Raw genomic sequence first — 19,999 nt, forward strand, 5'->3', positions numbered from 1 at the left:
ATCGGCATCTCCTTTACAGATTCATCCGCATAGAATTACCGGATTGCTCCTGCTCTGACAGAAATGCTTCCAGGTCTTCCTTGGAAGGATGAATCATCTCGCCTTTGATGAACTCTAAGACATTAAAGTCATCCCGGTCACAGATCATGATTCTGTGCTGATAAGGTTTTTGAAGCTCCACATATTCCATAGCCTCTTTTTCACTGTAGAGCCCTACACCTGCCTTGTATCTGCCGTTTTCAAGGAAGCTGTACCCGCTGTATTTTGGTGTTTGCTCACGTTCATGAGCAGAGGAGTGGGGCTTCATTTGCGATAGCTTCAGCCTTGCCCAATCAGGCAAAACCTCCGGCTTGATGGTGCCAAGAAAGTTTTCACGCCGCCACTCTGCGTGTTCGTTGTCATAAAGACAGGTGGCAAATACCGCCCGGCCTCTGAGAGACGGATCGCAGCCGAAACCGGATCCGCCAAGCCACAGTTGGAAACGTTCATCGCGGTACTGATCCTTTAAGGTTTCGGGACGCATGACGATGATTTTCCCCTCATAATCCTCTTTGTAATCGCTGTCCTTGATGCAGTCCTCCATGGTAAACAGCTTTTTATCCATCGTTCCATCCCCTTTACCGATTCATCTGCGGGGAACTGCCGGACTGTATCTGCTCCAACGTATCCTTTGCCCAATCGGGCAGCAGCTCCGGTTTTAGTACCCCCACCACATCACTCCGGTTCCAACGCATCTTTACTCCATCGTAGAGAGAGGTTGCAAAAATAGAACGACCCATCGGGTTTGGTCTGCTGCCATTGCCGCCATCGCAGTAATAGAGTTGATTTTCTCTGTTGTGATACTGTTCCGGCAGCGCCGATAAGGATATAACAATTACTTTACCCTCGATAGACATGGCATAACCTGTTTCAATGCAGTCCTCATGGGTGAAAGGCTTTATGTTTTCCATCCTTGTTCCTCCTTACTTTTTCACTTCAGTATTTTCATCTATCAGTGCAATCAGCTTTGCTGCAAGGGAAAGCAGGGTTTGCTTTTCCATGGTCTTGACCGCGGAGAAAACATACGCCTCTACCGCCAATGGGGACTGATCGCCAACCTCAATGAGGTTAACCTTTTGGGCAGTCACCCGGCCTTTGTCCATGCCCAATTTCACAATGTCACCGTGGTTTATCTCAGCGGCACGGCGAAGCTCCTTGGGGATCAGCACCCGCCCTTTGTCATCCATCACCTTGTAAATGGCGTTACTGTCCATCCAAGAAACCTCCGCTCTTTATGACGCTGCGAACAGCTTCCGGGCTGATTCCAAGCTCGGCAAACAGCTGGCACAGTTCATCGGGAATCATATCCAGCAGGTCTGCCGCCGTAATGATGATGGCACCCTCTGTGCAGATAATTTCAATGTCACTGCTCAGGGGGATATTTGCTGCTTCCAGCAGTTCATTGGGTAGCGAGATTTCCCATTCTTCCGCTTCCATTTCTTCAAGGCCAGCCATGCCGTTCGACGCAATTAAAATTTCACCAAAGGTATTGATGGGATCGTCGAGAGACTTGCTGACACAGACAAGTCTCACTGTATCACCGGGCACAAGCCCCAGGTCTTCCATGAGACAAGCGGGGATTGTGAGCTTCCCTTGTAGGTCCACCGTGCTTTCGATTTCAATCATTTTCATTGTCAATTTCCTCCTTAGCCCCACATTGGAGCCTTTAATTTTCTAATGTTTTTTCATCGTCACTCTGTGTTGTAAAAGCCGTTTGGCCTATCAAAGAGACCCATCTGCACCGGTATGTCCCGCCTGCGTTCCGAGGTGTCATAGTTAGAGATGAGTACCTCCGGATATTCGCAGCCTCCGTCATACCGCTGGGCCAGATTGTTCAGACGGGTGACGGATTCTATTTGATAACCCTCATATAGCTCCCGGATGTATTCGCAATCGTTGTAGGATACAAGAAAATCCCCTTCGATCTGGGCCAAGGTATCCCGTAGTCTCACATGGTCCTCCTTGCGGAACTCCACCTCATAGTGCCCCTCGGTTTGGTAGTAGGGCGGATCGCAATAAAAAAAGGCGTTATCCCTGTCGTACTGACGGATCAACGCCTCAAAGTCTTTATTTTCAACTACCGTATTGGCAAGCCTGCAGGATGCCTCCCATATCAGGTGAAAGGCCCTCCGCACATCAAAGGGTTGGCAGCTGTAGGAGGTGCAGCCGCTGCCGTAGCTGTACCGGATGAGCTTGAAAAAAGCCGCCGCCCGTTTTACATCGGTCACTTCCGCATTCTCCATCAGCATGGCCTTTACTTCTTCAAACTCCAGCTCTTTCAGATAGTGCTGTGCAAGATCAAGGTCTTCTTTTAAGTAATCTTGTGTGAATTCCTCTTTGCTTAGAAATTTTCGAAGGACTAAGAATTCATCTCTGGAATTCAACGGTAGAAATCCAAGTTCCACCAGAAAAGCTGCAGTACGCTCCTTGACACAAAAGAACAGGTTGGCAAGGTTGGAATTGAAATCATTGTACACTTCCATGCACCTGCTGTCCGGACTTTTCCCGAAAAGAACCCAACCACCCCCGCCAAACACCTCAATGTATCGTCCGTATTCTTTGGGCAGACGTTCATAAATCTGTTCCCGAAGCGCCTTCTTTCCGCCTATCCAACTGATGATACTGTTCAATAAGTCATCACCTCCTTGACCTTAACTTGCCGTAGATTTTCTCCACATCAGTTTTCATGCAGCTTCCGTCCTGATCCCAGCAGATAAAACCCACTCCGGAATAGGGACAGCCTCTGCACTTTTCTGTGTCCTGCGGCTCGGCTACGCTGTAGATTTGTCTTTGAGTTACAGGGATGCCGTTTGTTCTTTTCTCCGACAGATTTGCGTTTATGTTCATCTTCTTCAACTCCTTTTGGGGCACAAAAAATGACGCTGCCATCAGGGTAACGTCTGGAGATTGAATAATATCTGATATTACATAGTCAAGGGCATTCCGTTTTAAATCATCTGTTGTCCCTGTGATTTGGTGCAAAACTCAAACACAAACTCTTTTCCGTTGCGGCAAATCAATCCGTAATCCGTGGATTTCACACCATCTTCTTTCATTTTGGCTTCCCCATATCTCTGAAAATCAAGGAGCTTAAAGGCCATATCATTGGAAGGAAGTCCGGAGGCTTCAAGCAGTGCCTGCCGTCCATAGTCCTCCGGTGAGCAAAGTGAGGAATAAAAGCTGTAGCAGTCCAGGTTTTGTGCAATGTCAATGGCCAAGTCCAGATCGGTGCAGTATTCATATTGAAGGGCAGCTTTGTACTTAGTGCCCATATTGCTATCTATGATTTTTGAAATAGCATTGCTTAAGATATTCAGCATTTCTATGTCCTCACTTTCAGAGAACACATCCTCGAAGCAGGGCATTCTGCTTTCGCAGTGAGTAAAAACGCAATCAAATAAAGAAACCACCCCGATCTCCGACAGAGCAGATGCAATTTCAGCCTCCGATGCGGCGAGCTTCAGCCAAACCCCTTTTGCTTTTTCCGGTTCAAAACATCCTTCTATAAGATACAGCTTGAAAACATATCCGCTGTCGTCATCGGGCTTGGGACTGTTAGTGCCGTCATAGACAACCTTTATATCCGGCTCTGATTGCACTACATAACCGGTTTTCGTGAATACACCCTTTTCTGCCTCTCTGTGGATACGTCCCACCTTTTCATAGTCGATGTATTGCAGGACTTTTTCAGGCACTTTCTCCAGCTCCGTTATGAACTCATTGTCCACATAAAATTTACCGAGCTGCTCGTCATTGTACACTGCAAAGGCTACATTACAATCGGCGAGGTTGTAGGTGAGGTTGATGAGCTTAACAAGGTCAGGCGCTCCCTCCATTTTTACTACTCCCTCAAAAGCTACTTTTTCAAAATCATCCATGCCGGCCAATCGTCTTGCGAGGTAGTCAAGCTCATAAAGCGAAGCTTTTTTCGGCAGAAGCTCGTTTAAGTAATCCTGCCCACACGCATAATCCACTACCGTAAAATCTGGATGCTCATCAACGATCCTTGCTTTTTCAAGGGCATCCTGTATTTCGGCATTCGTTGCAGGCAGACAGAGGTGTGCACCGATATAGGCGGAGTTATCGTAGAGATCATCTCTTAAAATCGTTATTTTTATTTCACTCAATTTAATCCTCCCATCCATCAGAATTTAGTTTATCTGCATCATCCTTGCCTGCGACTCCGGTTCAGGAACTTCTTTTGCAGCAGGGAGCAGTTCCTGGACATGGCAGCTGGTACGTTTGAGAAAAATGGCCTGCAAAGCCAGAGTAAAGTTTTCCTCATCCAGCGTGTCGATCAACTCCGATGGGGAAACCTCCATGGAGCCGTTGAAAAGGTTAGCCGCCAGCTTGATGAGCTTTCTTTCACCGCTAGGAAAGTCCTGATTGGACAGCATTTTTTCAAAGTCGATGCCATCTCTGTCGATATACCTGCTGGTTTTTTTATACAGATCGTTTTTTGTAGAGAGAAGCAGATACAGGGCAGGCAGGTAATAGCTGTCAGCCCTGCCATCGGGATAAATCCTGTTTTCCTTTTGCAAGCAGTGTACGACCTTCTGCCGGTGGACTTCATCGTGAAAATGTATCACACAATATTCCTCCTCGTATAAATGGCTGCAAATCTACAGCGCCAATAATACTTTCAAAAAATATCCCCTCTATGAAAGTAACAGACCGGCATATACAAAGAAGCTTATGCACAAAAATACGGCTAAAGGCACGCTCCTTTGCTTTGTCGCTCTGGCATAAATGCAGGCAGGGATGACAGCAAAAAAGAGGATGGCTGCAAGCCCGTAAAGCCCGAAGCAAAAGCCCAAGGCTGCCGTCAGCTTAATATCTCCCCCACCAACACCGCCCCATTTGAAAGCAATAATAAGAAGGCTGACTGTGGGGAACAAAAGTCCCGTAAATCTTTCAAGCAGGGGAATATATAAGATTCCTTTACCATTGATGACCGCAGAAGCAAATCCCACCATAAGAATGGCAATCCATGTCCAATCGGGAATAATCCGTTTTTTCCAGTCCGTGACGGCAGCACAAAGCATGGGGATGGCACAAAACAGCAGCATCATGGACTCCCTGTGGTGACATCATCGGAGTACATGTTGTCAACCACCTTCATTTTCAGGTTCCCTCCGGTAATCCATTTAGACAGGGTACCTCCGGGAGTGTGCACATCGGTGACAAGGAGCTGCACGATATAGTCCCTGTCATCGGGGAACCATACCGGGACATACTGCTTCTTGTATCGAAAGGGTGAGGTGAGATTTTCTTTGAATGTAAAATGGTCGCCCTCCTTCATGAGTGGTATGGCTGTTTCATAGCGGTACTGGGGCAGATAAACCTCGGCAGTCTGCGGCGCGGTAATCAGCTCCGGTCTGTCGTAGTTGGTATTTATCGAGGTTATAACATTGATGGAGAAGCCGTATCCCGATTTGATATAGCCTATTGCCTTTGTGTCATAGTCAAGGACGGCATCTACTTTTAGCTCGGCGTAGAAGTCTTTCCAAACAAGCCGGTCGTTTTCAAACCGCTGCTCCTTCCAGGTCACCCTGGGCTGCTCACTTCTTTGCGGTGGTGCGGGAATGGTTGTACTCTCTTCCGGCTGATCATACGCCACATCCTTGATGATGGCCTTTTGGGTATAGGTGTTGTTGGCGTTGGATTCTTCATTGTCCAGGACTTGGTCGGGATTGATGACCGCAATCAGAGTGATGTTTTTATCGGCCTGCACATTGGGGGTATCCCATTTGACCGACACGATGTTGTAGGTGTCTTTTTCCATGACTACAGCATCGATGCGCTTGGACAGTGATAGCTCCGAGATTTCAAACAGAACGCTGACCTTCTGTCCGGGCGTAAAGTCCAGGCTTCCCCGGTTTGACACCTTGATGGTGCTGATGACCGTCTGATTCTCCTTGTACCGGTCGGGCGTGATCCGCTGCACATCCAAGTCATAGGGACGCTCCACTACGGCAAGCTCTGCCGCAGCCCGGTTGTTGCTCGTGTTGGTATCCCTGTACTCCGCAGGCGGCGATACCTGGGCCGACAGTCGGATGGTTGTGCCTTTTTCTCCTGCCTTGCCTTTGACAAGGAAGGCTTTTGTTTCATGGGCTTTGAAATCTGCCGCAGTCGGTACGGCTGAAACTGCCTTACCGTCAATGGAAGCACTTAAACTCACCCCTGATAATGCCTGATCGGTATCATTGGTAAAGTATACGGTAAAGCTGTATTCCTCCTGCTCATAGACCGTGGGCGGGTAGGACAGGTTTACCCATACATCGCACTGCTTCTCCGGCGGAACCACCGGGTCGACGGGCGGATGTCCGGGATCAGGAGGGTTGTCAGGGTCTGTTGGCGGATTGTCAGGATTGTCGGGTGGATTATCCGATTTTCCCGGCGGATTGCCAGGGACAGTCGGATCACCGGAGGGTTTTGCCACAACAGTAATTTTGGAAGCCGCGGTGTTATCAACCGGATTCTCATCCCGGAAACCCTCGGGCACTCCGATATTCGCCCACAGGTTATATACCTCTCCCACATGCCCTGCCTGTCCGGTGAGGGTATAGGTTTTGGTTTCCAGGGGATTGAAGGCAAGCGCTTTTGGAATTGAGTCTAAAACGGCATCATTGTTCTTGCCCCGTACCGCTGCATCCTTCAGCATCCTGTCGGAATGGTTGGTAAAGCTCACCGTAAAGCGGTAAGGCTCCCCTTCGTAAACGGTGGGCGGCGCTGCAATGCTTGCCGATACATCGCATGGCTTTTCCGGGTCGGGGTTTTCCGCCAGTGGCGGATTTTCTTTGTCCGGATCGGGATTCTTCCCCTGGCTTGGGGTCGGCTCCGGTTTTTCCACCACCCGGATGACCACTGTGGCGGAATTGTTCTCCAGATTCTTATCCATAAATCCCTCGGGCACTTTGATCTGGGCCCACAGCGTTATGACCGCCCCTGCTTTGTCAGTATTCCGTGTGAGGGTGAAGGTTTTGCTTTCGTTGGGCGAAAAATCTTGCTTGGCAGGGATTTCTTTCATCTGCTCCCGGTCTACGGTGCCGATCAAGGGCACATCATAGGCAGGCGCTGCGCCATGATTGGTAAAAACCACCTCGAAGGAATAGCTGTCCCCCCGGTAGACGGTTTCAGGGGCGCGGATGCTCACGGAAAGGTCGTTGCCATCCTGCTTTTTGAACTTGAAGTAAAAGTCTGCCGCAGGAATTTTGGTGTTGATTTTCTGAGTAATTGCCGTTTGGGTCTGACTTCCCCCATCTGTGTATCTGGCAATTTCCGGTGTGTAATCCCATTCCAGACCTTTATAGATATAGTTGCGCGATAGGGGGATATCATCCTTTGAGAAGGTGACGCTGGTGGTTTGGTAGGGATAGAGGTATTCCGGCACACCCCTGTCCTGCGCCATGGCCTTTCCGTACACCTCTTGCTTGTCTTCACTGCACCATGTGGTCTGAACGTTAATTTTTACAGGGGCTTGATAGGTGATTGCCGCGTTCCGCATGGTTTCAAAGGCAATGAGGCTTTTGGGTGTCCAGTTAAAGCCTGTGGTCAGGGCATTAAAATCCAGATTTGCATCATAGGTCCCGATGACCTTTCCGGTGGAATAATCGTAAACCTCCACCACCAGACTGCCTTTTAGTGTATAGGTCCTGCCGTCACTCCTGCCGACCAGCCCAGCAATACGTTCCTGCTCATATTCAGCAATAGTGTTGGCCTGCACTAAGGTAATCCGTTGGGGTGTGGGGAAGGTCTTTAGCTTGTCTGCTCCATCATAGGTTTCTTTCAAATTCAGCCCTACCGTGCGGTAGCGGATATTGTATGTGGCCTTTTCCTGGAATACCACATTTGCGCTTATGGTGAGGACTGCGCCCTCATCTGTTTTCGCTGTCAGGGTATACACCCCGCAGGCCTCTTTATTCGAAATGGTCAAAATGTGGTCTGCCGGAATCTCCTGGGTCTGACCATTATGGCTTAATTGTATTCCTGCCAAATTGCCCGCCTTTGCTGCAGCGCTGATGGCAATCTCTGCCGGAAACTGCTCCACCGCGATCAAGCCGTTTTCACTGGTCAGGCTGTTTACGGGAGAGCGTATTTCCAACCGTATGGCGCTGCCGGACATGGCAAAAGCCTGTGCCGACAGCAGCAGACAGCATAAAAACGCCAAGAGTATAGCAATGATCACTTTTCGCTTCATGGGGAACCTCCTTCATCAATTCTGTTGTTGCTGCTGGAGAGAGTAAAGGGCAGCCGCACCTCGCCGGTCAGGAAACTAAAAACGCTGCGGGTTTTCAACTGCCCTTTCAAGATGAGCCGGGGCGGATCATCGGTAGCGGTGAGGCTCTGGATTTCAAGAGTGTACACCCATTGCTCCCCGGAATACTTGTTCAGATCCCGGTCCAGCTGCATGTTTTCATGAAGATAGCCGTAGAACTGTTCTTCCGCAAGGACACTGTCCATCCGGGCATAGCCGTCTTTGCGGTATTCATCCAGCATGGCGTACTCCACCGAGGAATTCACTCCCCGCTGGAGCACATATTCCACCTGCTGGTACAGGCTGTCCATGCGGAAATATTCAATGACGATGGCTGCAAGGGTCATGATAAAAAAGATGAGGATCAAGATAAACACCAGCCCATCGCCTTTTCTGCTTTTTAAAATGGATCCGGTTTTGCCCACAAAATTACCCCTCCCTTCCGGCGCTTTCACTCTAAAAGCTTCCAATATTTTTCCGACATGCCCGTGATGCGCACCTCCATGGGAATGATGATTTGCACTGGCGGAGAGGAGGAAGGCCGAAACACCGTAAAGGCATAGTTGTATTTCATTTTTACTGTAAAAGTATCTCTTAGCTGAATTTTTTGGTTTTGTTCATCGCAATAATTGACATCTTCGATGGTCATTTCCGGAGACAGCCTGGTCTGTTCCTTGAGCCGGTAAAAAACATCATATGCGTTGTCCGATACCTGCCCCTCCAGCTCAATGACCCGGACCACCCGGCGACAGACTTGGTTAAGACTCAGATAGGTGGTGAAGATGCTTAAGAAGGACAACACCGTCGCCATCAGCGTAATCACCACCAGGGTTTTGATAATCAGTTCATAATAGGCGCTGCCTTTTCGATTAACCAGCACCCTTTTTAAAGAAAAAGGGGGAGAACATCTCCCCCATAAGCTCCGGCACTGCCTGTTCATCCCTTTACACCCCCTGTTCCGGCGGTGTTGTTTCGCAGCCGCCGCATAGTTTAGCTCAAAAGGCCGGTGATTTTGGTTACAATACTGTTCCAAATCTGCGTAATAGAACCCTGGTAAAGCGTCATAAATACCGCGCCGACAACGACTACGATTAGTACAACGATCAGCCATCCTGTCATCTGGTCGCCGGATTGATGGGTCAATACTTTCCTTACCTTTAAGCCTGCCATCGCCATTTTGTTTCTCAAAGTTCTCATCATAAATTAAAGTACCCTCCGTATCATTTATTTTTTTGGGATTTTGGTTTCATCTGCATTCAATGTGCAATTATGCCTTAGTTAAAGTTCATAGTTTCAGTTGCAATACCGCTCTACTAAGAAGAAAAGGGAGATATTCTCTCCCTTTTCCTCAGTGGTGTTTTCAGTTGCCGGTGTTTTTTTAGCTCAAAAGGCCGGTGATTTTGGTTACAATACTGTTCCAAATCTGCGTAATGGAACCCTGGTACAACGTCATAAATACCGCACCGACAACGACTACGATCAGTACAACGATCAGCCATCCTGTCATCTGATCACCGGATTGATTGGTCAATACTTTCCTGGCCTTTAAGCCAGCCACCATCATTTTGTTTCTCAAAGTTCTCATCATAATTAAAGTACCTCCGTATCATTTATTTCTTTAAGATTTTGGTTTCATCTGCATTGCAATTATGCCTTAGTTAGAGTCCATAGTTTCAGTTGTAATAGTGCCCTACTAAGAGGAAAAGGGAGATAATCTCTCCCTTTTCCTCAGTGGTGTTTTCAGTTGCTGGTGTTTTTTAATTCAAAAGACCGGTGATTTTGGTTACAATGCTGTTCCAAATCTCGGTAATAGAACCCTGGTACAGCGTCATAAACACTGCGCCAACTACCACTACGACCAGTACGACAATGAGCCAGCCAGTCATCTGGTCACCGGACTTGTTGACCATAAGTCCTCTTGCCTTTGAAAAGGCGTTTGCCATTTTCTTTCTCATGGGGTTTAACCTCCTTTCTTCTACGGTTTGGATTGTGTTTGTCTTGATTCTCAAGCTTACCTCCCTCCTGAAAAATATAGTTTTATTTGAAAAGGGTTGCCCCGTTTTCACATTAAAAAAGGCCCCCCATGGATCGGACTAAGTGGGAGCCTATGACATATAAAAGGCTTGCCAGGGTCACTACCACAAGGGGTATGGATGCCATCTTTATTTTACCGGGCAGCTTGTTAAGATTTTTACGCAGGGCTTCTTTCGCCTTGATGTCCATATCCTTGGCAAGATACATTAGAGCCTCGCCCTGATGCTCTCCACGGTATAGACCGATGAGGGCATTGACCAGAAAGGATACCTCAAGCAGTCCGACACGCTCACTGAAGTTTCGAAGCGCTGTTTCTATGTCCTTGGCTTTCATCTCCATGATCAGAACCGCAATGTCATAGTAGAAAACCTCACTCGCTACCTTTAGATAGTCCTCAAATATCTGGATCAGGTCCACCTGGACAACCGTATTTTCGTTGCTGCCTCGCACATCTTCAAGCTTATAGAGGATGGAGCGGACAAAGCTTGGAAGTTCTATTTCGATTAATTCCTTTTTCTCTTTCAGCTTGTCTTTGAGGTCGGTCATGAAGTGGAAATATACTACCACCGAAAAGATAAGGATGGCAGGAGCAATGTTTGTTGCTCCGATTGCCAAAAGCAGAATCAAGAGCGGCAGAGTGAAAGCCGCACAGATGAGAGCACGTGCATGATATTCCTTTGGTGTTAGCGCAAGTCCTCCACGCCTTAGCATTGACGCCATTTTTGCTTCTTTCTCCGGTTCAATTCTGATCAATCGGGATACCGGCTTTACAAGGGGCATCACAAAAAGGTTGAGCAACCTTGCTCCCGTTTTTTCTTTTTCTGCCTGTAAGTTTTTGATGTTTTTTTTCATGCTCAGCTTGGGTATTTTGAGTATTTGCCTGCAAATTAAAAATCCTGCCGCAGTCAGCAGGACAAAGACGATGATTTGATAGAACAAATTTAAACCTCCCTGAAAAATTGATTTTGGTGAGTTTTCTATCGGTTGGCAGGTCTGGTCATCTTCATCACGAAGAACGAAGTTGCCAGAGCGGTTACAAGCATGACGACAATCAGTAATTTTCCTAGGGTAGTTCCGGTCAGAATGGCAAACCATTCGGCATTTGAAAAACGCATCAAGGGAATAATACTGAACATCATGCCCACCGTCATCAGATAATCTCGCCATACCCTGCCCATCATGCTGTCACTTTCAATCTGCATGGCCTTGGCATCATTCATCGACTTTATCACGGGAAACAGGGCAAATTTCAGTCGCCTGTCGTGATAGCAGAGAATCAACATTTTTATCCACTCGGCAAAGTAGCGGTTTTTAATTTTAGCCGACAGGCGGTACAGCCCATGTTCTATGTTGGGATTGATAAGCTTTATTTCTGAGATAAATTCATCGAAGGGTGTTGGCTTCCTTAATTCCACAGGGGTATAGCGGTTCTTCTCTTCGACATAGGTTTCCACCGCCTTGATAAGGTCATCACATCCAGCGTAGGCGTTGGTGATGATGGACATGGTATTTTCCAGCCCCTCAATTTCTTCCCTAGCTGCTCTGGAACTTTTCACTGTCAGGTAAAAGTAAGGAGCAGGGATAAGGCAGACTGCTGTAACCGCTGCCAAGCCAGCGTTGTTAAAAAGCAAAACCCCCGTCAAAAAACCCGACACAAATGCTGCGGCAACCATCAGGATAAATTTTTTGAAGGTGTATCTGGTTTGCCGGAACAGGGTTGTAAACCGGAGGCTCACTCTCTCGCTGATTTTCAGCTTTGTCCTCGATAGGTGCAACCGACGCTGTTTCAAGGTGTTTTTCCCCACTGCAAAAGGGTTTAGCTTCAGCAGGAGGAAAAAAGCTAGGCTGATCAGGACAAAGACAAAGGCAAGGGAACCCTGGATGTTATTCATAGTCATCCCCCCTTCAATTTTTAAACTCGTTTCCTGCGAAACGACGAATTTCCTTTCGTTCAACCCCATTGATCAAGAGCCTCTCGGCAAGGGCCTGAGACATATACCCCATGTGTTTGTGATTTCCTACGACCGTTTTGATTCTTCCGGCTTCATCTTTCTCGTAGTGGTCTACATCATATTTGAAAAGGGTATTGCCTGTGACCTCACCGCGTTTTACCCCTGTGGCTTCGAATATTTCGATATACTTGCGGGATTTGTCGGGAAGCTGCATCTTAAAAAGCATGATGGGAAAAGCTTCTACGATATTTTTCAGCAACCTTTCTTCCGACAGGGAGGTTCCGGCTTCCAGACACATGGTGAGGATTCTTTCATAGGCTGTCCTGGCACTGTTGGCATGCAGAGTGCTGACGATGGTGTGCCCTGTACGTCCTGCTTCCTGCACCGTCAGGGCTTCCTTCCCCCTCATCTCAGCCGGGACAAGGATGGCAGGGTGGAGCCTCAAAGACAGCTTCAACAGATCCAGCATAGTAATGGGGTTGGGTTCTTCTTTGGTAAGAAGATGAATGACATCATTGACCATCACGCCGTTTTCATCCAGTTGAACCAGGGTCAGTTCACGGGTGTCCTCTATGGTTACGATTCTTTTATCACTTGAAATACAGCTTAGAATATATCCCATATCGGAGGTCTTTCCGCTGCCGGTTGCCCCAGCGATGGCCACCGATATGCCGTTATTGACGCAAAGGGTGAGAAAGTCCAGCTCATCTTCTGTAGCTGTCCCCCAATAAATCAGGTTATCTCTTGTAATATAGGACGGCTTTTGCTTTCTGATGGAAGCAATGGCACCGGCATCGAAATCAACGCAGGGTACAATGGCACCGGACATGCGGATGCCTCGTGAAATAAAGCTGTCGCCTATAGGCTTTGAGCCATCCAGGATGACATTTCCAAAGCGGCTCATTTTCTTGGCGATGTTGGAGCAAGCCTCCGGGCTGCTGAAGGTTATCGGGAGCCTAACCTTTTTATCCTTGTATATAACCCATACTCCGTTGTACCCATTGACGTTGATCTCTTCAACCTCGCTGTCCTTCAGGTATTCCGATAAAATCCCCATGCCTGCCATATCGTTGTATACCCTGTCGACCAGCTCGGAAATATTTTGAATTCCCTTTGCCACCATCCGTTCACTATTCAAATACTGCATGATGAGGTTTTTCAGTTTTCCCTCCGCTTCTTCCGAATACAGCACCTGTGCCAATTCGGTGGAGTGGTTTTTGGAGATAATCCGCTGCAATTTATCCAAGATGTCGCTGTAGTCCTGAGCTTCCAGGCTGTTCTCCCCGCTGTCGGAGCGCTGCTTGTTGGCCTTGTAGATCAGTTCATTGACTGAAAATCCGTCATTCATTTGTCCTTTCCTCCGCATATTTCATCTGAGATTTTTTCCAGGACTTTGCTGTACTGTCTGCACCCTCGATCCTCATAAAAAAACACCGGAGTTCCGGCGTTTTCAAGCTCACTTGCCTGCTTTACAAAGGGAAGTTCATATTTAAAGGAAAGCTCTATAAGACTCTTAAAGGTTTTGTCATCGAACTCACCATTCGGTGTCTGCATTACATTGATTTGCTTGTCGGCGATATGAAGTTCCTGGACAAAATCCTCAACTCCTTTATGCCACATAGGGGCAGAAGCAGATGGTCTGTACAGGGTGTACACCTTTTCCGCCAGCCAGAGTCCTACTCCGGATACGGGATTGGTCAGATCCGCCGAGCCGTCAATCAGTAAGATGTCGAACAGGAGGGAGGATGCCGTTATGAGTCTTTCCACACTTTGGAGGGATACGCTGTCACATAAAAGCCCTGTGTAATGGTTGGGTACGGACAGAAAAAAGAGATTTTTACTTTCCCCGGCCTCCATAAACTTCTCCCCCACATTGGGATTGTCTTCATGGAGCGCACGGAACAGTCCCTTTTCCGGTGGTATGCTCTGCCCGAAATACACCTGCAGGTCGCCGTAGATCAGGTTGGAGGAAATGAGCCCCACAAGGTGGTCACGGTTCGCCAAAGCACAGGCCAAGTTGACCGCAAAGGTGGTTTTTCCGCTGTTGTCCTTGCCCCAAACTGTGATGATTTTACTACTCATGGCTCACCCCTCTTTTTTCAAAGATCAAGTGCAGCTTGCCCGTGTATTCGGCTTCGATGAGTTTCGCTGCCTGCGCTTCGCTAGCTATCAGGGTAACCGCCTTGGGGATGGGATCGCTGGAAGACTGCTGATTTTCCGCTTGCTGCTTTCGGACCTGGGCGGTGCTCTGTGTGCGGGCATTCTCCACACTGTAAACCTCCAGTCCTTTCAGTTCAGGATAGAGGATAACCTGGGCGGAAGTACTTTGACTTGCGTCCCCCTCTTTTCTTTGATTTGAAAAGACGGCTGCTGTCACAATGTCGCCGCTTTTTAAATGGGAGGAGAGCCCTGCGGCAATGCTTGGCACACTGATGGTAACGAGGCGTTTATCGTCTTTGGCAATACGGTCCAGCTTTTCATCGGCGACAAAGTCACCGATCTTTTGGGGAAACAGGTAGTCCCCCTTCGCAATGTCAGTCTGCGCGATCTTCCCTTCAGCCAAAGCCTTATCCTTGATGACGGCATCAGGCAAACCGAATTTCCCCACCTCTACTGAAGCAAGATACTTACTCTGTATCTTTGTGCCTGCCGGGATGTCCTCCGCAGCCCGAAGCACCATCACTGTCGCGCTCTTGTCTGCATAAAACTTTGGCAGGAGCAAAAAAGAAATGGCTCCTGCCAGGACAATGCAGAGGACGCTTAAAAATATCCGGTTCTTGAGTATCATCAACTTATATCATCACTCCTTCAAGGAATTTAGTTTATCTGCATGCCGCTCTGCTGCACCGTACCCTCCATGACGGTTTGAACCTCCATATCAAACTGTTCAAGCCATCGCTCATCAAGGCTCCAAAAACGGATCAGTTCAGCTACCGTTTTACGAAGTTCACCGATATCCTCTGTTGCTTCCACTCCAAGAACACAAGCTTTTTCTACAGCGGTAGCAGTCAGGCCATCGATAGTTGCTTTAATCATTACATCCTCTTTACTCAAAGAGCCGTCTTTACGTTTCAACGATTTTTGCTTCTCCCGTTCTTTGGCAATCAGTTCAATGAGGTTAGTGCCATCGTATACCTCGTCCACTACCTCATTGGAGTTGCGAATATATCCGGCATTAGTAAACTCGCCATGGTCATTGGACTGCACATCGTAGCCTACATCCTCATAGTCAATGTTTTCGAAGATTTCTTCCGGCAGATCCGGCGCTTTTTCCTCTACAAAACGGTGTCCAAGCTCATCTAAATCCGTGACGCCATGCCATATTTCATAGGAGTCGTCTTCAAGATAGTACGCCTTGTTGATGAGGTCTTTAACCGTAATATCCCCGCAGTCTGTGAGCAGGGACATGAAATCCTCAGCCTGTTCTTCAGTAAATCCTTTGAACTTATGGGCAAGGAGATTGAGTTCATTGATGTTGGCTCCCCCTGGGATGTTGTTCTGCAGGTCCTCATATTTTCCGAAGGAGTGACCAATGATCTCATAGCCGCCGTTGTCGAAATCGCTCAATCCGATTTCTCCGGCAGCTTTTTGAAGCGTTTCATCTGCCGCGGGAAGCTCAACGTGCACCGCAAGCTGCTGCCCATGTTCATCTTTTTGGGTGTTGCTGATAATTAATTTAAGCATTTTTTTCCTCCTGTTTTTTAAAATAAAAAAGTGCCTTTCAGTTTTTAAAAACCAAAAGGCACTATATCAATTGCTGCTGTGTAGACGGCGGGGTGGACGCCGGAAGTTCAAGGCCATCCCCGAGGTAGATATAGTTATCGTTTTGACCATCCCTTACCGACATCACTCTGATTTCATACATGACGCCAGCCTCCTTAATAGTTCATTTCCTGAACCTGTTCGGGATAAATGGTGAAGCTGTCGCTTTGCAGCCAGTCAACTTCATCCCGGTCGGTGAAGTCTTTTTGCGAGCGGATATATTCCAGGTCCTCATCGTCTGCAGGCTCGCTCCCCCCCTCACCGTAGGTGTAGGAATTCACAGTGACCTTTATAGATTCGGTACCGCCGCAGTCCTCCAAAAGCTCTTGGTAGAGGTCGGAGTTTTCTACGTCCTCCCGGTCGGACATCCCGCTCATATAACCGCTGTAGGTGATCCCTGTGTTTGCTTCAAGTTCTACCAGTGAAAATATTTTACTCATTTACATACCTCCCATCTTTTGTGTGAAGCCTTGCTCCTGTTCTTGGAACGGCTCATCAATTCTTCGGATCATTCCAAATGCAGTCTGCTTTACACCATCTTCTATCATTTTGTAATTGCCATATTTCTCGTAGTCGACAAAGCTATTAATCTCATCGTCAACGAATATATCATATCTGCCGGACTCAAAGAGCACATGGTGAGCGTAGTCCGTTGCATTGATAACAGAGGCAGGGATAAGTTCATACCTATCGAGGTCTTCTGCGATATCCAGTGTATTGCACAAATCCTCCGGCATTTCTGCTTCAAGGGCAGCGAGAAGCTTTGTGATCATTCCCTCGTTTGGCAGCATGTCTTTAATTTTCTGCGCCAGCTTGTTGAGAGAATAGATGTCCCCATCCATATGAAGCCTGTCTGATAGGTTTGCGATTGGACGGTCAAAATCCGCAATTTCACACTCGTCAAAATGTTTTACCCGCAGCTGATCTCTTGCCTGACGCAATGCAATATCCGATGTTGGCAGTTTGAGGGTGTAGGGGTCTTCCAACCTATCAAAGCTGTACTGAGATATGAGCTTGAGCTTGAAAATATAATCCTTATCGGCATTCACATCGGGCAGCGTGATCCCATCATAGATGCGCTCCATGCTGCCGCCGGTCTTTGCCACATATCCTGCTGAGGTATAGGTGCCGGAGTTTTTTGCCTCATATTCTGTTGCGACCCTTTCATAATCCACATATGGCAGGGCGCTTTCATGGATTTGCACCTCACCGCTTTCCACCAGATATTGCCCAAGCTCTTTGGCAGTGGTGACATCGGGGTACAACTCGTATCCTTCCAAACTGTAGGTCAAGTTGATGATGTCTGCCAGTGTGTTGATGGATTCAATATCAAGAGCGCCGGAGAAAAGGACTGCTTCCGTTTCAGTAAAGCCATCTATACGCCGAGCGATGAAGTCAAGCTCTTTTATGGTATTGGGGTCATCGGTACTTTTTCCTATTAAGTATTGCCGTAGATTCCGGATAGAAGATTCCACCCCGGTGAGGCGTGTATCAAGGTTCTCAGTGCCATTGATATTATCCAGTGTTACATAAGCTACCCCTATGTCTGCAGGAGTAGTGGGCAACGAGAGCCATACACCATTTTCTTTCTCTACTCTTGTTAAAAAGACTTTCAGCATTTACATCCCTCCCATCCTTTGGGTGTTTTCTTCCTGCTGTTCATACAGTTCACAGACTTCTTCCATTGAATCAGTACGGCAGATATATCCGTATGAGGTGAAGCACCCCTGCTCATGTTTGAGGCGATCCTGACCGTACTTTTCAAAGTCGATGTAGCTTTCCAGCTCGCTGTCATATTCAAAATGGCCGGACTCTATAATCATGTGCCTTCCGTATTGCTCAACATTTGAGATACCTTCAATAAAAACGAAACTGTCAAGGTTTTTTGCAAGTTCTATCATTTCATCAGTGGTTTTGGCTTGCGTATAATCAATGACCGCCTCCAGTTTCTTGATTTCCTCCGGATCAAGCTCATGGATGATTTTACTCAATTCATTGATTTCACCAATGTTGTCCATCAGGGAAAGATGATCCATAAAGCTCTCCGACAAGCTCATGCTGTCTACACATTGAAAGGCCAAGTCGTTATATGTGTCTGCGCCGAGATGGAGGAGCGCTTTCAAAATACAGGCTTTTGATGTGGGAAGATACAGCCATACCTTTTCCGGGCTTGTTGATTGGGAACCCTTTCTCATCATCTCCAGCTTCAATACATAGTCACTGGTGTAATCATAATCGGGAAACATTTTTCCATTGTATACTTCTTCCATGGGAAGGCTGTTGCAAAATACTACACCATAAGGTGTTACCTTACCATCACCGCTGCTTAAAAGATTTCTGCCCATTGTTTCAAAGTCGAGCCGTTCCATTTCACTTGCAGGGCATCCGATGTTCTTATCAAGGTAATGATTACTTCCGATGTTTTTCAGGTTCAAGAAATCAGTGACGACCGTATAATTGTGAAGGTTGAAGGTTAGGTTGATGAGGTCTTTCATGGTGCAGATACCCTCTCTTGCAATAGCTCCTTGAAACTTGGCAAGCTCATAGTAGTCAAAGCTGTCTATCCGTCTCGCGAGATAGTTCATCTCATCCACATTGATGCGGTTGTTTTCAAGTACGCAAAGAGCAGGTATATCTCCGCTTATCTTCGCAACATGACAATCTGCTATGTTGCTGTCGCTGATGTTTATCACACTGAGCTGTTCCATCATGCTTTCCTCATCAACGGGGAAGGTGATGTCGATGCTATAGTTATCGCGATATACACCGTTTTTGAGTTCGGCAATAATCATCTTGTACCAATCCTTTCCTTAATAGAGTTGGAGAAATAAAAAAAGCGGCTGCATCTTTTGAAAATGCAACCGCTTTTTACTACTATACTGTTTTAAGTAAGAGCTTCCTGCAAATTTAAAATTCGAGGGAATCCAATCCTTCCTCATCCATCGAATTCATTTCATTTTCAGGAACCAACTCTACTTCTGGGGGTTCTGTGTCGCCCATCTGCATTGGAATCAGCACGGGAAGCAACTCATTCCTTAGAAATTCCTGATCGGCGCAATAGTCGATAAATCCTGCTCTGGTGGATATGAAGGCAGTATCCAGCGGGGTAGTAATTTGAATGACATCTAGCGGCGAATTTTTTACAATGAAAGAGGCAATGTTTGTCGGAGTAGCTTTCAAAAAATGTTCGCTTCTTCCTTCCTCCGAATAGACATAGCCAATTAAATATGGGTAATCCATTGCTTTCCCTCCCTAACTAATGCCTGCGATCAAAGCTTTCAGCATTGACATTCTCCCATCGTTTGTGATTGTTGTGCCTGAGTGAATTGCTCAACCACAGCCATCAGCTCTCTTGCACATCCCGCATCGCTGGCTGCTAGGCGTTCTGCCATATCGTCATAGCCATATAAGCAAGTTCGTTCTATTGCTTGGCAGAGTGCGTTGATATCCTCAAGACTGTCGCTACCGGCTACCTTGCCGACAATGGCCTTACCGACTTCATTTAGCCCGGTTAGTCTAACAGACACATTTTCTGTGTTGTCCACGGTCACCTTGCTGGCAGGAAGCCGGATTCCAATGCTCCCGAGATGGTCAGGCATATCATGAATATTTAGGGGGAAATCTACCGCCAGGCTGTTCCTCTGATGCTGGATAAAGGCGTAAACGGTTTTCAATTTTATATACCTCCCATGTTTATTTCACCCGGCTGCATGCCATCCTGCATGGATGCCACAAGGGTTTCTTGAATCAGTTCAGTCGTTGTGGAGATTTCCTTTTCCTTGCAGGAAGTCCGGAACTTTTATTCCCTGCTGTGCAGCTCTGCGGGTGACCTCGGCAAAAAATCTGTTGCTGTCCATATTTGAATCCTCCTAAAGTTTTTCGGAAAAATTAAAAAGGCTGTATCTCATTTCATAAAATACAGCCCTAAACTTACTCTAATTAAATTTAAGTATCG

General features: G+C 47.2%; 26 protein-coding genes. All 26 read right to left on the reverse strand.

All coding sequences use genetic code 11. The features are described 5' to 3' along the window. Window positions 1-13: 13 nt before the first annotated feature. Window positions 14-604, reverse strand: a complete 591-nt coding sequence (locus tag DHBDCA_RS06255) for a hypothetical protein (RefSeq protein ID WP_015043349.1) — start codon at window positions 602-604, stop codon at window positions 14-16. Between the two features lie 13 nt (window positions 605-617). Then, window positions 618-950 (reverse strand): hypothetical protein, encoded by a 333-nt coding sequence (locus DHBDCA_RS06260; RefSeq protein WP_015043350.1) that lies wholly within the window; start codon window positions 948-950, stop codon window positions 618-620. 12 nt (window positions 951-962) lie between these two features. Continuing rightward, the gene (locus tag DHBDCA_RS06265) at window positions 963-1,253 is read right to left on the reverse strand and encodes an AbrB/MazE/SpoVT family DNA-binding domain-containing protein (protein ID WP_015043351.1); all 291 of its coding nucleotides are present in this window, start codon (window positions 1,251-1,253) and stop codon (window positions 963-965) included. Beyond that, window positions 1,243-1,671: an AbrB/MazE/SpoVT family DNA-binding domain-containing protein gene (locus DHBDCA_RS06270; protein ID WP_015043352.1), complete on the reverse strand. Its 429-nt coding sequence runs from the start codon at window positions 1,669-1,671 to the stop codon at window positions 1,243-1,245. The genes DHBDCA_RS06265 and DHBDCA_RS06270 overlap by 11 nt, the downstream gene beginning before the upstream one ends. A 59-nt stretch (window positions 1,672-1,730) precedes the next feature. Further along, window positions 1,731-2,669 (reverse strand): DNA adenine methylase, encoded by a 939-nt coding sequence (locus tag DHBDCA_RS06275; RefSeq protein ID WP_015043353.1) that lies wholly within the window; start codon window positions 2,667-2,669, stop codon window positions 1,731-1,733. Window positions 2,670-2,676: 7 nt separating this feature from the next. Further along, on the reverse strand, window positions 2,677-2,886 hold the full coding sequence (locus DHBDCA_RS06280) for a hypothetical protein (protein ID WP_015043354.1): 210 nt from the start codon (window positions 2,884-2,886) through the stop codon (window positions 2,677-2,679). Window positions 2,887-2,987: 101 nt separating this feature from the next. Beyond that, window positions 2,988-4,166: an antirestriction protein ArdA gene (locus DHBDCA_RS06285; RefSeq protein ID WP_015043355.1), complete on the reverse strand. Its 1,179-nt coding sequence runs from the start codon at window positions 4,164-4,166 to the stop codon at window positions 2,988-2,990. A gap of 24 nt (window positions 4,167-4,190) precedes the next feature. Beyond that, a complete protein-coding gene (locus DHBDCA_RS06290) occupies window positions 4,191-4,628 on the reverse strand; it encodes a DUF6075 family protein (protein ID WP_015043356.1) in 438 nt (145 codons plus the stop codon). A 69-nt stretch (window positions 4,629-4,697) separates the two neighbouring features. Further along, window positions 4,698-5,111 carry a prepilin peptidase gene (locus DHBDCA_RS06295; protein WP_242824985.1) on the reverse strand — a complete coding sequence of 138 codons (414 nt, stop codon included), beginning with the start codon at window positions 5,109-5,111 and terminating at the stop codon, window positions 4,698-4,700. Further along, entirely contained in the window at window positions 5,108-8,239 is a 3,132-nt protein-coding gene (locus DHBDCA_RS06300) for a hypothetical protein (RefSeq protein WP_015043358.1), read from the reverse strand. Before DHBDCA_RS06300 ends, DHBDCA_RS06295 begins: the two co-directional genes overlap by 4 nt. After that, on the reverse strand, window positions 8,236-8,721 hold the full coding sequence (locus tag DHBDCA_RS06305; RefSeq protein ID WP_015043359.1) for a hypothetical protein: 486 nt from the start codon (window positions 8,719-8,721) through the stop codon (window positions 8,236-8,238). Before DHBDCA_RS06305 ends, DHBDCA_RS06300 begins: the two co-directional genes overlap by 4 nt. 26 nt (window positions 8,722-8,747) lie before the next feature. Then, complete coding sequence (locus DHBDCA_RS06310) at window positions 8,748-9,236, reverse strand: DUF4320 family protein (protein WP_015043360.1); 489 nt, start codon at window positions 9,234-9,236, stop codon at window positions 8,748-8,750. Window positions 9,237-9,286: 50 nt separating this feature from the next. Beyond that, entirely contained in the window at window positions 9,287-9,496 is a 210-nt protein-coding gene (locus DHBDCA_RS06315) for a hypothetical protein (RefSeq protein WP_015045277.1), read from the reverse strand. Window positions 9,497-9,674: 178 nt separating this feature from the next. Then, the gene (locus tag DHBDCA_RS06320; protein ID WP_015043362.1) at window positions 9,675-9,884 is read right to left on the reverse strand and encodes a hypothetical protein; all 210 of its coding nucleotides are present in this window, start codon (window positions 9,882-9,884) and stop codon (window positions 9,675-9,677) included. 169 nt (window positions 9,885-10,053) lie between these two features. After that, the gene (locus DHBDCA_RS06325; RefSeq protein ID WP_015043363.1) at window positions 10,054-10,251 is read right to left on the reverse strand and encodes a hypothetical protein; all 198 of its coding nucleotides are present in this window, start codon (window positions 10,249-10,251) and stop codon (window positions 10,054-10,056) included. A gap of 112 nt (window positions 10,252-10,363) precedes the next feature. Then, window positions 10,364-11,269 (reverse strand): hypothetical protein, encoded by a 906-nt coding sequence (locus DHBDCA_RS15750; protein ID WP_242824986.1) that lies wholly within the window; start codon window positions 11,267-11,269, stop codon window positions 10,364-10,366. A 38-nt stretch (window positions 11,270-11,307) separates the two neighbouring features. Beyond that, complete coding sequence (locus DHBDCA_RS06335) at window positions 11,308-12,222, reverse strand: hypothetical protein (protein ID WP_015043367.1); 915 nt, start codon at window positions 12,220-12,222, stop codon at window positions 11,308-11,310. A gap of 13 nt (window positions 12,223-12,235) precedes the next feature. Further along, window positions 12,236-13,630, reverse strand: coding sequence for an ATPase, T2SS/T4P/T4SS family (locus DHBDCA_RS06340; protein ID WP_015043368.1), 1,395 nt, complete (start codon window positions 13,628-13,630; stop codon window positions 12,236-12,238). Beyond that, window positions 13,627-14,364, reverse strand: a complete 738-nt coding sequence (locus DHBDCA_RS06345; RefSeq protein ID WP_015043369.1) for a cobyric acid synthase CobQ — start codon at window positions 14,362-14,364, stop codon at window positions 13,627-13,629. The genes DHBDCA_RS06340 and DHBDCA_RS06345 overlap by 4 nt, the downstream gene beginning before the upstream one ends. After that, entirely contained in the window at window positions 14,357-15,070 is a 714-nt protein-coding gene (locus DHBDCA_RS06350; RefSeq protein WP_242825009.1) for a Flp pilus assembly protein CpaB, read from the reverse strand. Before DHBDCA_RS06350 ends, DHBDCA_RS06345 begins: the two co-directional genes overlap by 8 nt. A gap of 29 nt (window positions 15,071-15,099) precedes the next feature. Continuing rightward, complete coding sequence (locus DHBDCA_RS06355; RefSeq protein ID WP_015043371.1) at window positions 15,100-15,966, reverse strand: antirestriction protein ArdA; 867 nt, start codon at window positions 15,964-15,966, stop codon at window positions 15,100-15,102. A 194-nt stretch (window positions 15,967-16,160) separates the two neighbouring features. Beyond that, on the reverse strand, window positions 16,161-16,484 hold the full coding sequence (locus DHBDCA_RS06360; RefSeq protein WP_015043373.1) for a hypothetical protein: 324 nt from the start codon (window positions 16,482-16,484) through the stop codon (window positions 16,161-16,163). After that, entirely contained in the window at window positions 16,485-17,663 is a 1,179-nt protein-coding gene (locus DHBDCA_RS06365) for an antirestriction protein ArdA (protein WP_015043374.1), read from the reverse strand. Continuing rightward, entirely contained in the window at window positions 17,664-18,836 is a 1,173-nt protein-coding gene (locus tag DHBDCA_RS06370) for an antirestriction protein ArdA (protein ID WP_015043375.1), read from the reverse strand. A gap of 115 nt (window positions 18,837-18,951) precedes the next feature. Then, window positions 18,952-19,284, reverse strand: a complete 333-nt coding sequence (locus DHBDCA_RS06375; RefSeq protein WP_015043376.1) for a hypothetical protein — start codon at window positions 19,282-19,284, stop codon at window positions 18,952-18,954. A gap of 38 nt (window positions 19,285-19,322) precedes the next feature. Continuing rightward, window positions 19,323-19,718: a hypothetical protein gene (locus DHBDCA_RS06380; RefSeq protein WP_015043377.1), complete on the reverse strand. Its 396-nt coding sequence runs from the start codon at window positions 19,716-19,718 to the stop codon at window positions 19,323-19,325. Window positions 19,719-19,999 lie beyond the last annotated feature (281 nt).

Origin of the sequence: Dehalobacter sp. DCA (genome assembly GCF_000305775.1) — a bacterium.
Lineage (GTDB): Bacteria > Bacillota > Desulfitobacteriia > Desulfitobacteriales > Syntrophobotulaceae > Dehalobacter > Dehalobacter alkaniphilus.

Bases quoted from the DNA above. Each gene is read 5' to 3' on its own strand.
- DHBDCA_RS06320 (WP_015043362.1), bottom strand. From the start codon at position 9,884: ATGATGAGAACTTTGAGAAACAAAATGATGGTGGCTGGCTTAAAGGCC.
- DHBDCA_RS06315 (WP_015045277.1), bottom strand. From the start codon at position 9,496: ATGATGAGAACTTTGAGAAACAAAATGGCGATGGCAGGCTTAAAGGTA.
- DHBDCA_RS06255 (WP_015043349.1), bottom strand. From the start codon at position 604: ATGGATAAAAAGCTGTTTACCATGGAGGACTGCATCAAGGACAGCGAT.
- DHBDCA_RS06345 (WP_015043369.1), bottom strand. From the start codon at position 14,364: ATGAGTAGTAAAATCATCACAGTTTGGGGCAAGGACAACAGCGGAAAA.
- DHBDCA_RS06375 (WP_015043376.1), bottom strand. From the start codon at position 19,284: ATGGATTACCCATATTTAATTGGCTATGTCTATTCGGAGGAAGGAAGA.
- DHBDCA_RS06310 (WP_015043360.1), bottom strand. From the start codon at position 9,236: ATGAACAGGCAGTGCCGGAGCTTATGGGGGAGATGTTCTCCCCCTTTT.
- DHBDCA_RS06350 (WP_242825009.1), bottom strand. From the start codon at position 15,070: ATGATACTCAAGAACCGGATATTTTTAAGCGTCCTCTGCATTGTCCTG.
- DHBDCA_RS06360 (WP_015043373.1), bottom strand. From the start codon at position 16,484: ATGAGTAAAATATTTTCACTGGTAGAACTTGAAGCAAACACAGGGATC.
- DHBDCA_RS06280 (WP_015043354.1), bottom strand. From the start codon at position 2,886: ATGAACATAAACGCAAATCTGTCGGAGAAAAGAACAAACGGCATCCCT.
- DHBDCA_RS06355 (WP_015043371.1), bottom strand. From the start codon at position 15,966: ATGCTTAAATTAATTATCAGCAACACCCAAAAAGATGAACATGGGCAG.
- DHBDCA_RS06365 (WP_015043374.1), bottom strand. From the start codon at position 17,663: ATGCTGAAAGTCTTTTTAACAAGAGTAGAGAAAGAAAATGGTGTATGG.
- DHBDCA_RS06260 (WP_015043350.1), bottom strand. From the start codon at position 950: ATGGAAAACATAAAGCCTTTCACCCATGAGGACTGCATTGAAACAGGT.
- DHBDCA_RS06295 (WP_242824985.1), bottom strand. From the start codon at position 5,111: ATGATGCTGCTGTTTTGTGCCATCCCCATGCTTTGTGCTGCCGTCACG.
- DHBDCA_RS06335 (WP_015043367.1), bottom strand. From the start codon at position 12,222: ATGAATAACATCCAGGGTTCCCTTGCCTTTGTCTTTGTCCTGATCAGC.
- DHBDCA_RS06270 (WP_015043352.1), bottom strand. From the start codon at position 1,671: ATGAAAATGATTGAAATCGAAAGCACGGTGGACCTACAAGGGAAGCTC.
- DHBDCA_RS06340 (WP_015043368.1), bottom strand. From the start codon at position 13,630: ATGAATGACGGATTTTCAGTCAATGAACTGATCTACAAGGCCAACAAG.
- DHBDCA_RS06325 (WP_015043363.1), bottom strand. From the start codon at position 10,251: ATGAGAAAGAAAATGGCAAACGCCTTTTCAAAGGCAAGAGGACTTATG.
- DHBDCA_RS06370 (WP_015043375.1), bottom strand. From the start codon at position 18,836: ATGATTATTGCCGAACTCAAAAACGGTGTATATCGCGATAACTATAGC.
- DHBDCA_RS06300 (WP_015043358.1), bottom strand. From the start codon at position 8,239: ATGAAGCGAAAAGTGATCATTGCTATACTCTTGGCGTTTTTATGCTGT.
- DHBDCA_RS06265 (WP_015043351.1), bottom strand. From the start codon at position 1,253: ATGGACAGTAACGCCATTTACAAGGTGATGGATGACAAAGGGCGGGTG.